At 67.5% G+C, this 17585-nt stretch carries 17 protein-coding genes; 14 read left to right on the top strand and 3 right to left on the bottom strand.

The annotated features are described in order from the left end of the window. Positions 1 to 336: 336 nt before the first annotated feature. Positions 337 to 1527 carry a hypothetical protein gene (locus tag K3U93_RS22965; protein WP_083010171.1) on the top strand — a complete coding sequence of 397 codons (1191 nt, stop codon included), beginning with the start codon at positions 337 to 339 and terminating at the stop codon, positions 1525 to 1527. Positions 1528 to 1879: 352 nt separating this feature from the next. On the opposite strand, the gene K3U93_RS22960 is transcribed toward K3U93_RS22965, so the two are convergent. The 3 genes from K3U93_RS22960 to K3U93_RS22950 are packed head-to-tail and all read right to left on the bottom strand — an operon-like array spanning position 1880 to position 5042. After that, entirely contained in the window at positions 1880 to 2893 is a 1014-nt protein-coding gene (locus K3U93_RS22960; RefSeq protein WP_083010172.1) for a zinc-binding dehydrogenase, read from the bottom strand. Then, a complete protein-coding gene (locus K3U93_RS22955; RefSeq protein WP_083010173.1) occupies positions 2893 to 4080 on the bottom strand; it encodes an LLM class flavin-dependent oxidoreductase in 1188 nt (395 codons plus the stop codon). Before K3U93_RS22955 ends, K3U93_RS22960 begins: the two co-directional genes overlap by 1 nt. Further along, positions 4077 to 5042, bottom strand: a complete 966-nt coding sequence (locus K3U93_RS22950; RefSeq protein ID WP_083010237.1) for an alpha/beta fold hydrolase — start codon at positions 5040 to 5042, stop codon at positions 4077 to 4079. The genes K3U93_RS22955 and K3U93_RS22950 overlap by 4 nt, the downstream gene beginning before the upstream one ends. 491 nt (positions 5043 to 5533) lie before the next feature. Here K3U93_RS22950 and ftsH point away from each other — a divergent pair, with 491 nt between their 5' ends. The 13 genes from ftsH (at position 5534) to lsr2 (ending at position 17452) form a co-directional block, all read left to right on the top strand. Then, positions 5534 to 7906: an ATP-dependent zinc metalloprotease FtsH gene (gene ftsH / locus K3U93_RS22945; protein ID WP_083010174.1), complete on the top strand. Its 2373-nt coding sequence runs from the start codon at positions 5534 to 5536 to the stop codon at positions 7904 to 7906. A 15-nt stretch (positions 7907 to 7921) separates the two neighbouring features. Beyond that, on the top strand, positions 7922 to 8542 hold the full coding sequence (gene folE, locus K3U93_RS22940; RefSeq protein WP_083010175.1) for a GTP cyclohydrolase I FolE: 621 nt from the start codon (positions 7922 to 7924) through the stop codon (positions 8540 to 8542). Then, positions 8539 to 9381, top strand: a complete 843-nt coding sequence (gene folP / locus K3U93_RS22935; RefSeq protein ID WP_139796862.1) for a dihydropteroate synthase — start codon at positions 8539 to 8541, stop codon at positions 9379 to 9381. The genes folE and folP overlap by 4 nt, the downstream gene beginning before the upstream one ends. Then, positions 9374 to 9763: a dihydroneopterin aldolase gene (gene folB, locus K3U93_RS22930; protein WP_071513057.1), complete on the top strand. Its 390-nt coding sequence runs from the start codon at positions 9374 to 9376 to the stop codon at positions 9761 to 9763. Before folP ends, folB begins: the two co-directional genes overlap by 8 nt. Next, positions 9760 to 10272: a 2-amino-4-hydroxy-6-hydroxymethyldihydropteridine diphosphokinase gene (gene folK, locus K3U93_RS22925; protein ID WP_083010176.1), complete on the top strand. Its 513-nt coding sequence runs from the start codon at positions 9760 to 9762 to the stop codon at positions 10270 to 10272. The genes folB and folK overlap by 4 nt, the downstream gene beginning before the upstream one ends. Then, positions 10272 to 10748 (top strand): DUF3180 domain-containing protein, encoded by a 477-nt coding sequence (locus tag K3U93_RS22920; RefSeq protein ID WP_071513059.1) that lies wholly within the window; start codon positions 10272 to 10274, stop codon positions 10746 to 10748. Before folK ends, K3U93_RS22920 begins: the two co-directional genes overlap by 1 nt. Positions 10749 to 10883: 135 nt before the next feature. Beyond that, entirely contained in the window at positions 10884 to 12146 is a 1263-nt protein-coding gene (locus tag K3U93_RS22915) for a DUF6779 domain-containing protein (RefSeq protein ID WP_083010177.1), read from the top strand. A 116-nt stretch (positions 12147 to 12262) separates the two neighbouring features. Beyond that, positions 12263 to 13171, top strand: a complete 909-nt coding sequence (locus K3U93_RS22910; protein WP_083010178.1) for a Rossmann-like and DUF2520 domain-containing protein — start codon at positions 12263 to 12265, stop codon at positions 13169 to 13171. Beyond that, a complete protein-coding gene (panC, locus tag K3U93_RS22905; protein ID WP_083010179.1) occupies positions 13168 to 14103 on the top strand; it encodes a pantoate--beta-alanine ligase in 936 nt (311 codons plus the stop codon). Before K3U93_RS22910 ends, panC begins: the two co-directional genes overlap by 4 nt. Beyond that, positions 14103 to 14522 (top strand): aspartate 1-decarboxylase, encoded by a 420-nt coding sequence (gene panD, locus K3U93_RS22900; protein ID WP_071513219.1) that lies wholly within the window; start codon positions 14103 to 14105, stop codon positions 14520 to 14522. Before panC ends, panD begins: the two co-directional genes overlap by 1 nt. Before the next feature lie 2 nt (positions 14523 to 14524). Beyond that, the gene (locus K3U93_RS22895) at positions 14525 to 15349 is read left to right on the top strand and encodes a type III pantothenate kinase (protein ID WP_083010180.1); all 825 of its coding nucleotides are present in this window, start codon (positions 14525 to 14527) and stop codon (positions 15347 to 15349) included. 134 nt (positions 15350 to 15483) lie between these two features. Then, complete coding sequence (gene lysS / locus K3U93_RS22890; protein WP_083010181.1) at positions 15484 to 16992, top strand: lysine--tRNA ligase; 1509 nt, start codon at positions 15484 to 15486, stop codon at positions 16990 to 16992. A gap of 121 nt (positions 16993 to 17113) precedes the next feature. Then, positions 17114 to 17452, top strand: coding sequence for a histone-like nucleoid-structuring protein Lsr2 (gene lsr2 / locus K3U93_RS22885; RefSeq protein ID WP_071513065.1), 339 nt, complete (start codon positions 17114 to 17116; stop codon positions 17450 to 17452). The last annotated feature ends 133 nt before the right edge of the window (positions 17453 to 17585 follow it).

The raw sequence follows: 17585 nt of genomic DNA, 5'->3' as shown, positions 1-17585 counted from the left end.
AGCACCGCCCATCACCACCGACGGCGATCAGGGGTGGCCGGCTTGATAGACGCCACCTGCGGCGGGGTTTTGCTAGTCATATCCCGCGGTGGTGGCAAACATACGTTTGTGGTTGCCCCCGGATGGTTTCGCCTTGAACTAAAATTCGGGGGGGGGGTTAACTCTTAGCTAAGAAAACGTCATACAACCATTTGTTCATTTATCGCACAAGGTTTGCGAGGCCCGATGTTTGCTCGGCGAACTTGGCCAACCTCGCCCCAATCCGTCCGAAACTCAGGTTGTTCTCAGCTACGTTCTGGCCATCCGAATTCGACTCACCGATCAAAGGAGATAGTCGTGGATCTCGCAGCCCGCCCCCACATCACCGCCGCAGCCGCCCTGGCCACCGCCGCCATCGCGGCAGGCCCCATGGCCCAGCAGCTACCCGACCTTCACGTCGCCCAACAACTACGCCAGGTGAGCGTGTCCGCCATCCAGCTCACCGACGCCAGCAGCGCCCTTGACCTGTTCTCCGGCGTGGAGAACGAACTCGCCTCGCTCGCCAGCGGAGCCAGCGCGACCGCGGTGCCCGCGAGCCTCGCCAGCGCCGCCTTCAACCCCACCCAGAACCTGATCGTCCAGACCTGGTTGAACACTTTCAACGCCACAGGCACCAACCTGCAAACCATGTTCAACACCTGGAGCAAGCTTCCCTTCCCGCTTTTGCAGCAGATCGGCGCCAACTGGGCCGAGTACGCGAACCTCTACGTCAGCTCGTTCCAACAAGCTGCGGCTGGCGCCGTGGGCTACTTCACCGGGGGTGGGAAGTACCCGCAGTTCGATTTCGTGCCGCTGCTGCAGCAGGCGTGGAGCGCCCTCCTGGCGGGCAATTTCACAAACGCCAAGGGCGTGTTCACCCTCTTGGAAGAAGCCTTCTGGACAGAACCATTTACCCAAATCCTGGCGCCACTCGAAGCGACTCTGAAGATCCCCGTAGACATCACAGGAAATCTCTATCAGGCGGCCAGTTATCTGGACACGACCGGTCTGCTTCTTTTCGGGCTCGGAGTTCTCCTCAATCCGCCCAAGTACGTCGCGTATGCGCTCGATAATAGTTTTGCAGCTGTTTATAGCGACTACACTGCCGGGAATCTGCTGGGGGCGGTGACCAACCTGCTCAATACCCCGGGCGCCGTGGTGAACCAATTCCTCAACAGGAACAGTACAGGCTTACTCTCCAGCACTGGTGTGCTTAACAGTCTGTCGGCGATAGGCAACGGTGTCGTGAAAAGTATTGTTGCTCCTGGCGCTCAGCCGATCCTGAGCGGCGGCGGCCTTGGAGGCGCATTCCAGAGCCTCGTCAACCAGCTGACCGGCGGCTGGCCATCGCTGACTCCCGTGATCAACACCATCACTGGTTCGTTGACGTCGCAGCTGCAAAGCCTGCCGTCGGTCCTGTCGAATCTCCCGTCGATCTTGAGCAACAGCGGCGCATGGTTGGCAAGCAATATTGGGTTCTTCATCACCAGCCTGCTCAAGTTGCTCTGAGTCCGCTGAAGGTCGCCGATGCGAGCCGGCGACCACCAACGGCGATCGGCCCCCTTTGCAAGCAAGAAGGGGGCCGATCCGTTTATTAGTATGCTTCTCGGCCCGTCTATGGCGACGTGACCAATCGCGGTCGGATGTAGACGATTGAGGTTTTCATATAACGGAGAAAATGGCGGACCGCCACATAGATGACCAAGGATTTCGCGCCGTGGCAAAGTACTCCGGTGGGCGCCGCCCCTCGATGCGCGTGAGGGCAGCCGCGATCTGCGGCAGGTGACGATCGCGCCAGACCCCGTGACGCACGACCGCGACGCTTTTGTCCAGCCGGTACCCGAATGCCGTTCAGCTGCGCCTACGGCGTGACGAGAATTTTGCAGTGCCGCTCGGGGTCGGCGAGGTCGTCGAAGGCCGCGCCGACGCCGTCCAGGCCCACCTCTCCCGTGATCACCGGGGTCACGTCGATCTCGCCCTCGGCGAGCGAGCGCAGCGAGTCGGCGAACTCGTCGGGAGTGTAGGCGAGTACGAATTGCACGTTGATCTCTTTGGCGATCGCGAAGAACGGATGCACGGTGTCGGGCTGCATGCACACCCCGGCCACGACCAGGCGGGTGCCTGGCCGCGCCCGCAGCAGCACGTCATCGATGATTCCGGGTATTCCGACGGCCTCGAACACCACCGCGGGCTTGACGGTGTCGAACGGCGAACCCTGCGCCGGATCCAGCGTCTGGTGGGCTCCCATCGCGGTGGCCAGCTCCCGTCGCTTCGGCGAAAAATCCGATGCCACAACGGTTTCGACCCCGTGCGCGTGAAGGGCTGCGACGATCGCGATGCCGATCGGGCCGCAACCGAGCACCAGGGCCGTCTCGCCCGGCGCGATGTTCGACTTGTTGACGGCATGCAACCCCACCGCCATGGGTTCGGTCAGGGACGCATGTTTGAGGTCCAGGCCGTTGGGAATGGGCAGCAGTAGCGGCGCCGACAGCAGCATCCGCTCGGCGTAGCCGCCGATCGTGCTGTTGCTGTAGACGATTGGCTCAAAACCCTTGGCGGACAGCAGCACCGGAATCGACGTGACCAGGGTTCCCGGCGGATGGGTTTCGGTGTCGGGCCCGGCTTCGAGCACCTCCGCGCTGAATTCGTGGCCCATGAAGATGTCGCGGTCTAGATCGATGCCCATGCCGCCGGCATCGCCGGCCACCTGAGCGGTCATCGCCACCACTTCGCTACCGTGGGCGGCGAAATGCAAATCGGAACCGCAGATTCCACACGTCCGCACACCAACCAGCACCTGGCCGGGTTCGGGCACCGGCTCGGGCACGTCGTCGCGATAGACCATACGGCCGTCTCGCAATACCGCGGCACGCATCAGTTCACCACGCCTTTCTGTTCGCCGACATGCTCGGTGATGGCTTTCACCACGGCCTCACCGGCGCGGCCAATCAATTGGTCGCGTTTGCCTCTGGCCCAGTCGTGCGACGACCGCGACGCTTCGAGCTGTCCCTTGAAATAAGGAATCACCTTGCGGGCGACCAGGTCATAGCAGTGGTAAGTCGCCTCGGGCGAGGCCCAGTCGTGGCCGAGCATCAGCAACGTGCCGAAACCGCCCGACCGTTCGAGCAAATCCTCGATGTGCGCGATCGCGTCGTCGGGCGTGCCAATGCAGCAATTCCCTTTGGCCGCATAGTCTTCGACAAACTCGTGCGGTGTCTGGGCGCCGTCCACGGCGTTGGACAACGGGACGAACCCGGCCGCGCCAAAGTAATTGGCGAAATCCTGTAGCCCGTAGGTGCAATCGTCGATCGCCCGCTCGCGGCTGTCGGCGATATGCATGATGCTCAAAACGCGCCAGTCGGCCCGGTCCGGCTCGTCGCGGCCGACTTTGGCGGCCTGTTCGCGGACCACCTCCCAGGTGGTTTCCAGCGCGGCGTAGCCGCCGGGCACCGACATCGACAGTGACAGCAGCGACGTGCCGAGCGCGCCGGCCAGCCGCGGCCCGGACGGCGAAACCATTGCCGCCGTCGCGATTTCCGGATAGGGCCAGGTGTAGGGGCGGATATGCAATTGGGCGTCACGCAGCGTGAACCAGTCGGAGTGGCGGTCGATGCGCTCGGTGGGGCCGGCGCGAAACAGCGCCAGGATCGCTTCGAGCGACTCCTGCATCATGTGCCGTTGATCGACCGGGTCGATGCCCATCATGTACGCGTCCGAGGGCAGTGCTCCGGGACCGGTGCCGAACATGACCCGGCCGCGGGTCAGGTGGTCCAGCAGCACCCAACGATCGGCCACCATCAGCGGATGGTGGTAGGGCAGCGAGACCACTCCCGTGCCCAGCCGGATGTGCTTCGTCCGTTCCGCCGCGGCGGCGATGAACACCTCCGGGCAGGCGATCAGCTCGTAGCCACCGGAGTGGTGTTCGCCGAACCATGCCTCGTCAAAACCCAGGCGATCCAACGTGACGACGCGTTCCATGTCGTATTCCAGTGCCACCGTTGGGGATTGGCCAATAGGGTGAAACGGTGTGATGAAGACGCCGAAGCGCAGCGGCGCGCTCATCGCAACTCCAGTCCGTTGAGGAACTCCAACAGGGCCGCGTTCACCTCGTCGGGCCGTTCCTGCTGTAGCCAGTGTCCGGCGCCCTCGATCATCACCTGGCGGTACGGCCCGGCGATCACCTCCGACGCACGGTCGGCGCGGGTGAACGCCAGCACCGGGTCGGACGTCCCCGCGATAAACAACGACGGCACAGGGATTTTCGCGTCGGCGAGTTCCGCGGTGGTCTCCCAGTTGCGGTCGAAATTGCGGTACCAGTTCAGGCCGCCGGTGAAGCCGGTGCGGGAAAACTCGTTGATGTAATAGTCGAGCTCGTCCTGGCTGAGCCAGTCCGGCAGCCCGTCCGGCTCGGGAAGGCGGTCGACGAAACCCTCCGGACCGGGTGCCAGCATCCGCATCGCCGCGCTCTGGTCGAGCGCCGGCCGGCCGGCCATCACCCGGCGCATCGTGCGGGCGGGGTCGGCGTCGAGTTCGGCGTCGGCGACGCCTGGCTCCTGGAAATAGAGGATGTAGAAGAAGTTATCCCCGAACAAGGTGCGGAAGGCCTGCGTCGGCGGCACCTGCGGGCGCGGCAGCGGCGGGATACTCAACGCGGCGACCGCCGCGACCCGGTCCGGGTGCAGCAGCGGCGCGTTCCACACCACGGCGGCGCCCCAGTCGTGCCCGATCCAGACGGCGCGCTCGGCGCCGACGTCGTCGAGCAGGCCGACCAGGTCCGCCGTCAGCTCGTGAATGTTGTAGGCCTCGATCGCGCCCGGGCGGGACGAACCGCCGTAGCCGCGCTGGTCGGGCGCCAGCACGTGATAGCCGGCCTCGGCGAGGGCCGGTATCTGATGCCGCCACGAATAGGCCAGTTCGGGAAATCCGTGGGCCAGGATCACGACGGGCGCGCCGCGGTCTCCCGCTTCGATCAGCCGCAGCTGCACACCATTGGTGTCTACTAACCGTTCGGTTGATGAGGGCACCACCTCACCAAATCACAACGGCCGCGGGCTGAGAAGGGCTTATTCTTCACCGGGTTCTTCACCGAACGTCACACTGGCGCGGCGCTGGCCGTCGGTCGTGACGCCAGCGTGACGCTCGGCGAAGGTCGTGGTTGCCACGCCGGGAACTGCCGGTCGTTAACTGGGACAAAGGGTGGCGCCGGCTCGGCCGGGCCGGCGACCCGTCCCCCGCAAGCGGGAGGTGCCCCCAGCGCCCGGCTCTGCCGGAGCTGGCGATCGCCACGCGGCAGGATGGTGGCGACCCGTCCCCCGCAAGCGGGAGGTACCCCCAGCGCCCGGCTCTGCCGGAGCTGGCGATCGCCACGCGGCAGGACGGTGGCGACCCGTCCCCCGCAAGCGGGAGGTACCCCCAGCGCCCGGCTCTGCCGGAGCTGGCGATCGCCACTAGCGGTAGCCTGGACTTTTCTAGCGTCGTGTATCGGGAAGGACCTGGCCGACAAGGCCGATGATTGATGAGCCGGAAAAACGTGATTCGCATCCTCACGGCGATCGCTGTCGTGGTGCTGCTGGGTTGGTCGTTCTTTTACTTTAGCGACGACACCCGCGGCTATAAGCCGGTCGACACCTCGGTGGCGATGGCCCAGATCAACGGCGACAACGTCAAGAGCGCGCAGATCGATGATCGCGAGCAGCAGCTGCGGCTGACCCTGAAGAAGGGCAACAACGACACCGCCAATTCCGACAAGGTCATCACCAAATACCCCAGCGGATACGCCGTCGACCTATTCAACGCGCTCAGCGCCAAAAACGCGAAGATCAGCACCGTCGTCAACCAAGGCAGCATCTTGGGCGAGCTGCTGGTCTACGTGCTGCCGCTGCTGTTGCTGGTCGGCCTGTTCGTGATGTTCTCCCGCATGCAGGGCGGCGCCCGGATGGGCTTCGGGTTCGGCAAATCGCGCGCCAAGCAGCTCTCGAAAGACATGCCCAAGACCACGTTCGCCGACGTTGCCGGCGTCGACGAAGCGGTCGAAGAGCTCTACGAGATCAAGGATTTCCTGCAGAACCCCGGGCGCTATCAGGCGCTGGGGGCCAAGATCCCCAAGGGCGTGCTGCTCTACGGCCCGCCCGGCACCGGTAAGACGCTGCTGGCCCGCGCGGTGGCCGGGGAAGCCGGAGTCCCGTTCTTCACGATCTCCGGCTCCGACTTCGTCGAGATGTTCGTCGGTGTGGGCGCGTCGCGGGTGCGCGACCTGTTCGACCAGGCCAAGCAGAACAACCCCTGCATCATCTTCGTCGACGAGATCGACGCGGTGGGCCGCCAGCGCGGCGCCGGCCTCGGCGGCGGTCATGACGAGCGCGAGCAGACGCTGAACCAGCTGCTGGTCGAGATGGACGGGTTCGACCCGCGGGCCGGCGTCATCCTGATCGCGGCCACCAACCGGCCCGACATCCTCGACCCCGCTCTGCTGCGGCCCGGCCGCTTCGACCGGCAGATCCCGGTATCCAACCCCGACCTGGCGGGCCGCCGCGCGGTGCTGCAGGTGCATGCGAAGGGCAAACCGATCGGCCCGGACGCCGACCTCGACGGGCTGGCCAAGCGCACCGTCGGCATGACCGGCGCCGACCTGGCCAACGTCATCAACGAGGCGGCGCTGCTGACCGCCCGGGAAAACGGCACCGTCATCACCGGCGCCGCCCTGGAGGAGGCGGTGGACCGGGTGATCGGCGGGCCACGCCGCAAGGGCCGCATCATCAGCGAGCAGGAAAAGAAGATCACCGCCTACCACGAGGGCGGCCACACCCTGGCGGCCTGGGCGATGCCCGACATCGAGCCGATCTACAAGGTGACGATCCTGGCCCGGGGACGGACCGGCGGGCACGCGGTGGCGGTGCCGGAGGAAGACAAGGGCCTGCGGACCCGGTCGGAGATGATCGCGCAGCTGGTCTTCGCCATGGGCGGGCGCGCCGCCGAGGAACTCGTCTTCCGTGAGCCGACGACCGGCGCGGTGTCCGACATCGAACAGGCCACCAAGATTGCGCGCTCGATGGTCACCGAATTCGGCATGAGCTCCAAGCTCGGCGCCGTCAAATACGGGTCCGAGCACGGTGACCCGTTCCTTGGACGGACCATGGGCACGCAGGCCGACTACTCGCACGAGGTCGCCCGTGACATCGACGACGAAGTCCGCAAGCTGATCGAGGCGGCGCACACCGAGGCCTGGGAAATCCTCACCGAATACCGCGACGTGCTCGACACCCTGGCCGGCCAGCTGCTGGAGAAGGAAACCCTGCACCGACCGGAGCTGGAGGGAATCTTCACCGGCGTCGAAAAACGCCCACGGCTAACCATGTTCGACGATTTCGGCGGTCGCATCCCGTCGGACAAACCGCCGATCAAGACGCCCGGCGAGCTGGCCATGGAGCGCGGCGAACCGTGGCCGCAACCCGTTCCCGAGCCGGCCTTCAAGGCTGCCATCGCACAGGCCACCCAGGCCGCCGAGGCCGCGCGCGTGGAGGCCGATAGGAATGCCAACGGCGGCAACGGTTCTCACGCGGGTCAGGAGTCCGGTAATCGCCAGGGTACTACCCAGCCCGACTACGGTGCCCCGGCGGGCTGGTATGCGCCGGGATGGCCGCCACAGCAACAGCAGCCGAATTATTGGTATCCGCCCGCCCATCCCACACAGCCTGCCCAGCAGCCGTATTGGCCGCAGCCGGCGCCGAGCTATCCGGGCCAGGGTCACCCGGCCCAGGGCCATCCAGCGCCGAGCTACCCGCCGTTTCCGCCCTATCCGCCGCCCGGTCAATCCGGCCCGGAAGCCGGAAAGTCCCCCGACCAGCCGGACGAGGACGTGAGCCGGTCCAACCCGCCGGCCCACGGCTGACGAACGGAGGGTTCGATGGCCTTGCCGGATTTGGGGCCGGATACCCGCAACGCGCCTGGCCGCATACGGGTGTTCGACCAGCAGCGTGCCGAGGCCGCGATCCGCGAGTTGCTATTCGCGATCGGCGAAGACCCGGACAGAGATGGCTTGCAGGGCACCCCCGCCCGCGTCGCGCGCGCCTACCGCGAGATGTTCGCTGGGCTCTACACCGACCCCGACACCGTGCTGAACACCATGTTCGACGAGGAACACGACGAGCTGGTGATCGTCAAGGAAATCCCGCTCTACTCCACCTGCGAACATCACCTGGTGTCGTTCCACGGGGTGGCCCACGTCGGCTACATACCGGGCGCGGACGGCAGGGTCACCGGTTTGTCGAAGATCGCGCGCCTGGTCGACCTGTACGCCAAGCGGCCACAGGTGCAGGAGCGGCTCACCAGCCAGGTCGCCGACGCCCTGGTGAAGAAGCTCGATCCGCGCGGGGTCATCGTCGTGGTCGAGGCCGAGCACCTGTGCATGGCGATGCGTGGCGTGCGCAAGCCCGGCGCCGTCACGACGACGTCGGCGGTGCGCGGTTTGTTGAAAACCAATGCCGCTTCTCGAGCCGAGGCGCTCGACCTCATCCTGCGTAAGTGAGCCCGGCGCCCGTGCAGGTTATGGGGGTTCTGAACGTCACTGACGATTCGTTCTCCGACGGCGGGCGCTATTTCGATGCCGACGACGCCGTCGCCCATGGTCTGGCGATGGCCGCCGAAGGCGCGGGGATCGTCGACGTCGGCGGTGAGTCGACCCGGCCCGGTGCCGCCCGGATCGACCCTCGGGTCGAGACGTCCCGTGTCGTGCCCGTCGTCAAAGAGCTTGCAGCACAGGGCATTACCGTGAGCATCGACACCATGCACGCGGACGTGGCGCGGGCGGCGCTGCAGAGCGGCGCCCGGATCGTCAACGACGTGTCGGGCGGGCGGGCCGACCCCGCGATGGCACCGCTGCTGGCAGAGGCCGGCGTGCCCTGGGTGCTGATGCACTGGCGACCGGTGTCGTCCGACCGTCCGCACGCGGTCCCGCACTACCGCGACGTGGTGGCCGAGGTGCGCGCCGAGCTGCTCGCCAGCATCGACGCCGCCGTGGCCGCGGGTGTCGATCCCGACAAGTTGGTGATCGACCCCGGGCTCGGATTCGCCAAGACGGGACAACACAATTGGGCGCTGCTGCATGCGCTGCCACAGTTCGTCGCCACCGGGATCCCGGTGCTCCTGGGCGCCTCACGCAAACGGTTCCTCGGTACGTTGTTAGCCGGGCCCGACGGCTCGCCGCGGCCACCCGACGGGCGTGAGACGGCGACCGCGGTGATTTCCGCGCTGGCGGCCGTGCACGGGGCCTGGGGCGTGCGCGTGCACGACGTGCGGGCCTCGGTCGATGCCCTCAAGGTCGTGGCGGCCTGGACCGAAACCGAGCTGGCTGGAGACGATGGCTGATCGAATCGAGTTGCGCGGCTTGACTGTTCGCGGGCAACACGGAGTTTTCGACCACGAACGCGCCAACGGGCAGGACTTCGTCGTCGACGTCACGGTGTGGATCGACCTGGCCGACGCCGCCGCCAGCGACGACCTGGCCGACACGTACGACTACGCCGCGCTGGCCCGGCTGGCGGCCGACGTGGTGGCCGGGCCCGCGCGCAACCTGATCGAAACGGTGGGGGGCGAAATCGCCGACCGGGTGATGGGCGACCAACGCGTGCACGCCGTCGAGGTGGTGCTGCACAAGCCGCAGGCTCCGATCCCGCAACGCTTCGCCGACGTCGCGGTGGTGGTCCGGCGGTCGCGGCGCGGCGGCCGCGGTTCGGTGATTCCGCTATGACCCGCGTGGTGCTGTCCATCGGGTCCAACCTGGGCGACCGGCTGGCGCGGCTGCAGGCGGTCGTCGACGGGCTCGGGGACGCGGTGGTCGCGGTCTCCCCGGTCTACGAGACGGAGCCGTGGGGGCGTATGGAGCAGGCACCGTTTCTCAACGCGGTGCTGATCGCCGACGACCCGGCGTGCGACGGGCAGGCCTGGCTGCACAGGGCGCAGGAATTCGAGCGGGCCGCGGGCCGGGTCCGCGGCGAACGCTGGGGCCCACGCACCCTCGACGTCGACCTGATCGCCTGCTACGGCGAGACCGAGGTGATCGCCCGCGAGCCCAACCTGACGCTGCCGCACCCGCTGGCCCACCTGCGAGCCTTCGTGATGGTGCCGTGGCTGGCCGTCGAGCCGGACGCCCGGCTGACGGTCGCCGGGGGGCCGCGGCCCGTCGCGGGCCTGCTGGCCGAGCTGGACCCGGCCGACCGGGAGGGGGTTCGGTTGTTCCCGCGGGCGTTGGAAACCTGATGGGACCGACCCGCAAACGTGACCTGACGGCCGCGGTGGTCGGCGCCGCGGTGGTGGGTTATCTGCTGGTGATCAGCCTGTACCGGTGGTTTCCGCCCATCACCGTGTGGACCGGGCTGTCACTGCTCGCGGTGGCCATCGCCGAGGCGCTGTGGGCGCGTTACGTGCGGGCCAAGATCAACGACGGCGAAATCGGTGCCGGGCCCGGGTGGCTGCACCCGCTCGCGGTGGCACGCAGCGTGATGGTCGCCAAGGCGTCGGCCTGGGTGGGCGCGGTGATGCTGGGCTGGTGGGTTGGGGTGTTGGTGTACTTCCTGCCGCGGCGGTCCTGGCTGCGGGCCGCCGCCGAGGACACCACCGGGACGGCGGTGGCGGCCGTCAGCGCGCTGGCGTTGGTCGTCGCCGCGCTGTGGCTGCAGCATTGCTGCAAATCCCCGCAGGATCCGACCGAGCACGGCGAGGGCGCGGAAAACTAGCCCGTCATCCGGCGTTGCGGACCACGACGCGGCCCGACAGGTACGAGCCGGGCAATTAACCCTCCGATCAACCCAGGTGAGAATCGCCGGGGTCGCGCGACACGCGGATTGACCTCGCACAGGTACAGTCAGGCCATGACCGTTCTGTCCCGCGGCGCCCGGGTCCGGCGCGGCGGCCGCAGGCCGGGTTGGGTGCTCTTGACCGCGTTGCTGGTCCTCGCGATGGGGGCCAGTTCCGCACTGGTTTTCACCAATCGGGTGGAACTCCTCAAGCTCGCTGTAATCCTGGCGCTGTGGGCCGCAGTCGCCGGCGCCTTCGTTTCGGTGCTCTACCGTCGGCAGAGTGACGCGGACCAGTCCCGGGTCCGTGACCTGAAGCTGGTCTACGACCTGCAGCTGGATCGGGAGATCTCGGCCCGCCGCGAGTACGAGCTGACCGTGGAGTCCCAGCTGCGCCGCGAGCTGGCCTCCGAGCTGCGGGCCCAGGCCGCCGACGATCTGGCGGCGCTGCGCGCCGAGCTGGGCGCCTTACGGACCAGCCTGGAGATCCTGTTCGACACCGATTTCCAGCACCACCCGGCACTGGAAACGCCCGAGACCGAGGCGCCACGCGGGCGCGCGTACAGCGACTGGGGCCGCAACGGCGAGGGAGGCCCCGTCGATTGGGCGCCCAGCGATCGGTTCACGTCGGCCAGCCGCGTCGACGGCCGCGCGGAAGAAACCGCAATCATCGACGTGCCCGAGGAACCGCTGCTGCCGCCCCGGCAGCCACCGCCTCCGCGGGAGCACGTACGCGCCCAGTACGACGTTCCGCCGGAGGCCCGGTACGTGGTTTCACAAGAACCGCCGTACATGACGCAGCCGCCGACGCCCGGGGCGCGATTCGAGCAGCGTCACCAGCCGCAACCCGAACCACAGCCGCAGATGCAGGATTGGCAGCCGGTCGCCGCGGAGGGGCGGTGGCCGCCCCCCGGAACGCCCGACGGTCGCTGGGCCGGCGCCGATCCGCCCGATACGTCGGCCGGCGCGCCGTCGAACCGCCGGCGCCGCGCCCGGCATTCCGGCGCCGACGAGCCCTTGGACGGGGCGTACGTCGAGCCGCCGCCGCAGACGGAGTCCGATGATCGGCGGGCGCGGCATTCGGTCGAGCACCGCGACTACGGCGTGCACGACTTCGCGGCCCCGAACGAGCCGCAGCAGCCGCCGCCACAAATGGCCCCGCCGTCGCCCCCGGAGCCCGCACCCCGGCACCGCGGGGCGGACCCGCTGCCGGACCGGCCGGATAGCCCGGATGGCCCGCCGAGCGGCGGCCAGTCGGTCGCCGACCTGCTGGCGCGGCTGCAGGTCGAGCCGTCCGGGGGCGGTCGGCGCCTAAGGCGTGAAGGGCGTGAGAGGTGAGCTGGGAGCTTCCTCACATTGGGGTGTTGGCTGGCAATCGACTACAGTCGTAACGACCGTCCGGTACCCCGTGTGAGGACCGGAACGAACGAAGAAACCATGTGAGGTCGTCTGCGATGGTGCAGTTCGACGGTTTGCGCCCGGCCAGGCTCAAGGTGGGCATCATCTCGGCCGGCCGGGTGGGCACCGCGCTGGGAGTCGCGCTGGAGCGCGCCGACCACGTCGTGGTGGCGTGCAGCGCCATCTCCCACGCGTCGCGGCAGCGGGCCCAGCGCCGGCTGCCCGACACCCCGGTGGTGTCGCCGCCGGACGTGGCCGCCGGCGCCGAGCTGCTGCTGTTGGCGGTTCCCGACGGCGAACTCGCCGGCCTGGTATCCGGGTTGGCCGCGACGTCGGCGGTGCGGCCCGGCACGATCGTGGCGCACACGTCCGGCGCCAACGGGGTCGGCGTTCTGGCACCGCTGACGCCCCACTGCATACCCCTGGCACTTCATCCGGCGATGACGTTCACCGGCTCCGACGAGGACATCGCCAGGCTGCCCGACACCTGCTTCGGGGTCACCGCGGCCGACGACGTCGGGTACGCGATCGGGCAGTCGCTGGTCCTGGAGATGGGCGGCGAGCCGTTCCGCGTCCGCGAGGACGCCCGCGTCCTCTACCACGCCGCGCTGGCGCATGCGGGCAACCACCTCGTGACGGTGCTCGCCGACGCGCTCGAGGCGTTGCGGGCCGCGCTGCGGGGCAGCGAACTGCTCGGCCAACAAACCGTCGACGACCAGCCGGGTGGCCTCGCCGAACGAATCGTCGGGCCGCTGGCCCGGGCGGCCCTGGAGAACACCCTGCAGCGCGGGCAGGCGGCGCTCACCGGACCGGTCGCCCGCGGCGACGCCGCCGCGGTCGCCGGGCACCTGGCCGCGCTGGCCACGGTTGACCCCGAACTGGCCCAGGCGTACCGGGTGAACGCCCTGCGCACCGCCCAGCGCGCGCACGCCCCGGCGGACGTCGTCGAGGTGCTGGCGCCATGAAGGCACACAAGCCCGCGTTCAACCCGGCCGCCCTCAACGTCTACTCCACGCCGCGCGAGGTCACCGACGTCAGCCGCGCGCTGCGGCACACCGGCCGCCGGGTGATGTTGGTGCCCACCATGGGCGCGCTGCACGACGGGCACCTGGCCCTGGTGCGCGCGGCCAAGCGGGTGCCCGGCTCGGTGGTCGTCGTGTCGATCTTCGTCAACCCGCTGCAATTCGGCGCCGGGGAAGACCTCGACGCCTACCCGCGGACCCTCGACGACGACCTGGCGCTGCTGCGTGGCGAAGGCGTCGAGATCGTGTTCGCGCCGACCGCCGCGGCGATGTATCCCGACGGCCTGCGCACCACGGTGCACCCCGGCCCGCTGGCCGCCGAACTCGAGGGCGCCGCCCGGCCGACGCATTTCGCCGGCGTGCTGACCGTGGTGTGCAAGCTGCTGCAGATCGTGCGTCCCGACCGGGTGTTCTTCGGCGAGAAGGACTATCAGCAGCTGGTCCTGATCCGGCAGCTGGTCGCCGACTTGAACATCGACGTCGCCGTCGTCGGGGTGCCAACCGTCCGGGAGGTCGACGGGCTGGCGATGTCGTCGCGCAACCGCTACCTGGACCCGGTGCAGCGCGAATTGGCCGCGACGCTTTCCGCGGCGCTGACGGCGGCGGCACACGCCGCGCACGCCGGAGCGCGGGCCGCGCTGGACGCCGCCCGAGCGGTGCTCGACGCCGTGCCCGCGCTCTCGGTCGACTACCTGGAGCTGCGCGACGCGGAACTTGGTTCGCTGCGCGACAACGCCCCCGGCCGGCTGCTGGTCGCCGCCCGGCTGGGCACCACCAGGCTGCTGGACAACATCGCCATCGAGATCGGAGCTTCGCCGGCACCCGTGGGGCCGGACGGATATCGGGACATCCTTGAATCATCGTGGAGGAATTGATGTTACGGACCATGCTCAAGTCGAAGATCCACCGCGCCACCGTCACGCAGGCCGACCTGCACTACGTCGGCTCGGTGACCATCGACGCCGACCTGATGGACGCCGCCGACCTGCTCGAGGGTGAACAGGTCACCATCGTCGACATCGACAACGGCGCCCGCCTGGTCACCTACGCGATCACCGGCGAGCGCGGCACCGGGATGATCGGAATCAACGGTGCCGCAGCGCATCTCGTTCATCCGGGTGATCTGGTGATCCTGATCGCTTATGGGACAATGGAAGACGCGGAAGCGCGCGGCTACCGGCCGCGGATCGTGTTCGTCGACGCCGACAACAAGCCGATCGACCTGGGCGACGATCCGGCCTTCGTGCCGGCCCTGGGTATAGAGCTGTTAGATCCCCGGATCGGCGCGCGGTAGCCGTGCTGCTGGCCATCGACGTCCGCAACACGCACACCGTCGTCGGACTGCTATCGGGCTCCAAAGAGCACGCAAAAGTCGTGCAGCAGTGGCGGATTCGCACCGAGTCCGAGATCACCGCGGACGAGCTGGCGCTGACCATTGACGGCCTGATCGGCGACGATTCCGAGCGGCTCACCGGCGCCGCCGCCCTGTCCACCGTTCCGTCGGTGCTGCACGAGGTGCGGATCATGCTCGACCAGTATTGGCCGTCGGTGCCACACGTGCTGATCGAGCCGGGGGTGCGCACCGGCATCCCGCTGCTGGTCGACAACCCGAAGCAAGTGGGTGCCGACCGGATCGTCAACTGCCTGGCGGCGTTTCACAAATTCGGCAAGGCGGCCATCGTCGTCGACTTCGGATCCTCGATCTGCGTGGACCTGGTGTCGGCCAAGGGCGAGTTTCTCGGCGGCGCCATCGCCCCCGGTGTGCAGATCTCATCGGATGCCGCCGCGGCGCGTTCCGCCGCATTGCTCAACGTCGAATTGGCCCGGCCCCGGTCGGTGGTCGGGAAGAACACCGTCGAATGCATGCAGGCGGGCGCGGTGTTCGGCTTCGCCGGGCTGGTCGACGGTCTGGTCGGGCGCATCCGCGAGGACGTCGACGGTTTCTCCGGCGACCTGGGCGATCAGGTCGTCGTCGTGACCACCGGGCACGCCGCGTCGTTGCTGCTGCCCGAACTGCACACCGTAAACCACTACGACGAGCACCTGACGCTGCATGGGCTGCAGCTGGTCTTCGAACGCAACCGCGACGCCCAGCGCGGCCGGCTCAAGACGGCGCATTGAGAGTCCACGGCGTCGTGTGAAACCTGGCAGGGATTCAGCCCCGTTTTCCGCCCGGAGTGCACACCCAAAGCCATGAGCGCACACCCAATGCCGTCAGCGCACACCCGAGGGCCTGTCATTTAAGCTGGCACGTCGTGAACGCTGACCCGCCGGTAACCGACGCGGCCGATATCCCCGAGCAGTTCCGGATCCGCCGGGACAAGCGGGCTCGCCTGTTGGCGGAGGGTCGGGAACCCTACCCGGTTGCCATCGAGCGCACCCACACCCTGGCGCAGGTGCGCGCCGCCCACGCCGATCTGCCGAGCGACACCGCGACCGACGACGTCGTCGGCGTCGCGGGCCGGGTCACCTTCGCGCGCAACTCCGGAAAGTTGTGCTTTGCGACGCTCCAGGACGGCGACGGCACCACCCTGCAGGTGATGATCAGCCTCGACAAGGTCGGCCAACAGGGGCTCGACGCGTGGAAAGCCGACGTCGATCTCGGCGACATCGTCTACGTGCACGGCAACGTGATCAGCTCGCGGCGCGGCGAGCTGTCCGTGCTGGCCGACTCGTGGCGGATGGCGGCTAAGTCGTTGCGGCCGCTGCCCGTCGCGCATAAGGAGATGAGCGAAGAGTCCCGGGTGCGGCAGCGTTACGTCGACCTGATCGTGCGCCCCCAGGCGCGCGCGGTGGCCCGTCAGCGAATCGCCGTGGTCCGCGCGATACGCAACGCGCTGGAGCGGCGCGGGTTTCTCGAAGTCGAAACGCCCATGCTGCAGACGCTGGCCGGTGGCGCCGCGGCCCGGCCGTTCGTCACGCATTCCAATGCGCTTGACATCGATCTCTACCTGCGGATCGCGCCGGAACTGTTCCTCAAGCGCTGCGTCGTCGGCGGTTTCGACAAGGTCTTCGAACTAAATCGGGTGTTCCGAAACGAAGGGGCGGATTCGACTCATTCTCCGGAATTTTCCATGCTGGAGACGTATCAGACCTACGGAACCTATGATGATTCGGCGGTCGTCACCCGCGAGCTTATTCAAGAGGTGGCCGACGAGGCGATCGGCACCAGACAACTGCCGTTGCCAGACGGCAGCGTCTACGACATAGACGGAGAATGGGCGTCGATACAAATGTATCCGTCGCTGTCGGCGGCGCTCGGCGAGGAGATCACACCCGAGACGACGTTCGATCGGCTGCGTGCCATCGCGGAGCGACTTGGCCTGGAGATAGGCCCGGGCTATGGGCACGGAAAACTCGTCGAGGAACTGTGGGAGCACACGGTGGGCAACGCGCTGATCGCGCCCACCTTCGTCAAGAATTTTCCCGTCGAGACAACGCCTTTGACCCGCCAGCACCGCAGCATCGCGGGTGTGACCGAGAAGTGGGACTTGTACCTGCGCGGAGTCGAACTGGCCACCGGGTACTCCGAATTGAACGATCCGGTGGTGCAGCGCGAGCGATTCGCCGCCCAGGCCCGCGCCGCGGCCGCCGGCGACGACGAGGCTATGGTGCTCGACGAAGATTTTCTCACCGCGCTCGAGTACGGGATGCCGCCGTGCACCGGAACCGGAATGGGTATAGATCGGTTGTTGATGTCTTTGACCGGGCTGTCAATTAGAGAGACAGTTTTGTTCCCGATTGTTCGGCCACACTCCAGTTGAAAAGTCCAACTGTACGTCTTGCGTCTGGATTGAGTATGCTGCGTTCTTATGGCAGATTGGTGACCGGGGGTCAATCCAAACTGCTCAGCAACTACCCAGGACGAAATGCGAGGATAAGCTAATGGCCAAAAAAGTGACCGTCACCCTGGTCGATGATTTCGACGGTGCGGGCGCAGCCGACGAAACGGTTGAATTCGGGCTTGACGGGGTGACCTATGAGATTGACCTTTCGTCCAAGAATGCCGCGAAACTTCGCGGCGATCTGAAGCAATGGGTGGAAGCCGGCCGTCGCGTCGGAGGCCGCCGGCGTGGGCGTTCCGGCTCCGGACGCGGGCGTGGCGCGATCGACCGCGAGCAGAGCGCCGCGATCCGGGAGTGGGCCCGCCGAAACGGGCACAACGTGTCGACGCGCGGCCGCATCCCGGCCGAGGTGATCGACGCATTCCACGCGGCGACCTAACAAACCGTTTACCGGCGCCCGGGCCCGAGTGCGCCCGGGCGCCGGTAGTTTGTCTTTTTCGCTGGCGGCGAAACGATCGTCGGTCTACGCGGGAAACGCTTTGGTGGTTTTCCTCGTTTATGTGTTGTGGCTG

Source organism: Mycobacterium malmoense (assembly GCF_019645855.1).
Taxonomy (GTDB): Bacteria; Actinomycetota; Actinomycetes; order Mycobacteriales; family Mycobacteriaceae; genus Mycobacterium; species Mycobacterium malmoense.
Note: the sequence above shows the minus strand (reverse complement) of the source record. Positions and strands in the feature narration are given on the sequence as shown.

Excerpts from the sequence above, each read along its gene's own strand:
- K3U93_RS22915 (WP_083010177.1), top strand. The coding sequence starts at position 10,884 with ATGACCGTTCTGTCCCGCGGCGCCCGGGTCCGGCGCGGCGGCCGCAGG.
- K3U93_RS22910 (WP_083010178.1), top strand. The coding sequence starts at position 12,263 with ATGGTGCAGTTCGACGGTTTGCGCCCGGCCAGGCTCAAGGTGGGCATC.
- panC (WP_083010179.1), top strand. The coding sequence starts at position 13,168 with ATGAAGGCACACAAGCCCGCGTTCAACCCGGCCGCCCTCAACGTCTAC.
- ftsH (WP_083010174.1), top strand. The coding sequence starts at position 5,534 with ATGAGCCGGAAAAACGTGATTCGCATCCTCACGGCGATCGCTGTCGTG.
- folB (WP_071513057.1), top strand. The coding sequence starts at position 9,374 with ATGGCTGATCGAATCGAGTTGCGCGGCTTGACTGTTCGCGGGCAACAC.
- folK (WP_083010176.1), top strand. The coding sequence starts at position 9,760 with ATGACCCGCGTGGTGCTGTCCATCGGGTCCAACCTGGGCGACCGGCTG.
- K3U93_RS22955 (WP_083010173.1), bottom strand. The coding sequence starts at position 4,080 with ATGAGCGCGCCGCTGCGCTTCGGCGTCTTCATCACACCGTTTCACCCT.
- lsr2 (WP_071513065.1), top strand. The coding sequence starts at position 17,114 with ATGGCCAAAAAAGTGACCGTCACCCTGGTCGATGATTTCGACGGTGCG.
- K3U93_RS22920 (WP_071513059.1), top strand. The coding sequence starts at position 10,272 with ATGGGACCGACCCGCAAACGTGACCTGACGGCCGCGGTGGTCGGCGCC.
- folE (WP_083010175.1), top strand. The coding sequence starts at position 7,922 with ATGGCCTTGCCGGATTTGGGGCCGGATACCCGCAACGCGCCTGGCCGC.
- K3U93_RS22960 (WP_083010172.1), bottom strand. The coding sequence starts at position 2,893 with ATGCGTGCCGCGGTATTGCGAGACGGCCGTATGGTCTATCGCGACGAC.
- panD (WP_071513219.1), top strand. The coding sequence starts at position 14,103 with ATGTTACGGACCATGCTCAAGTCGAAGATCCACCGCGCCACCGTCACG.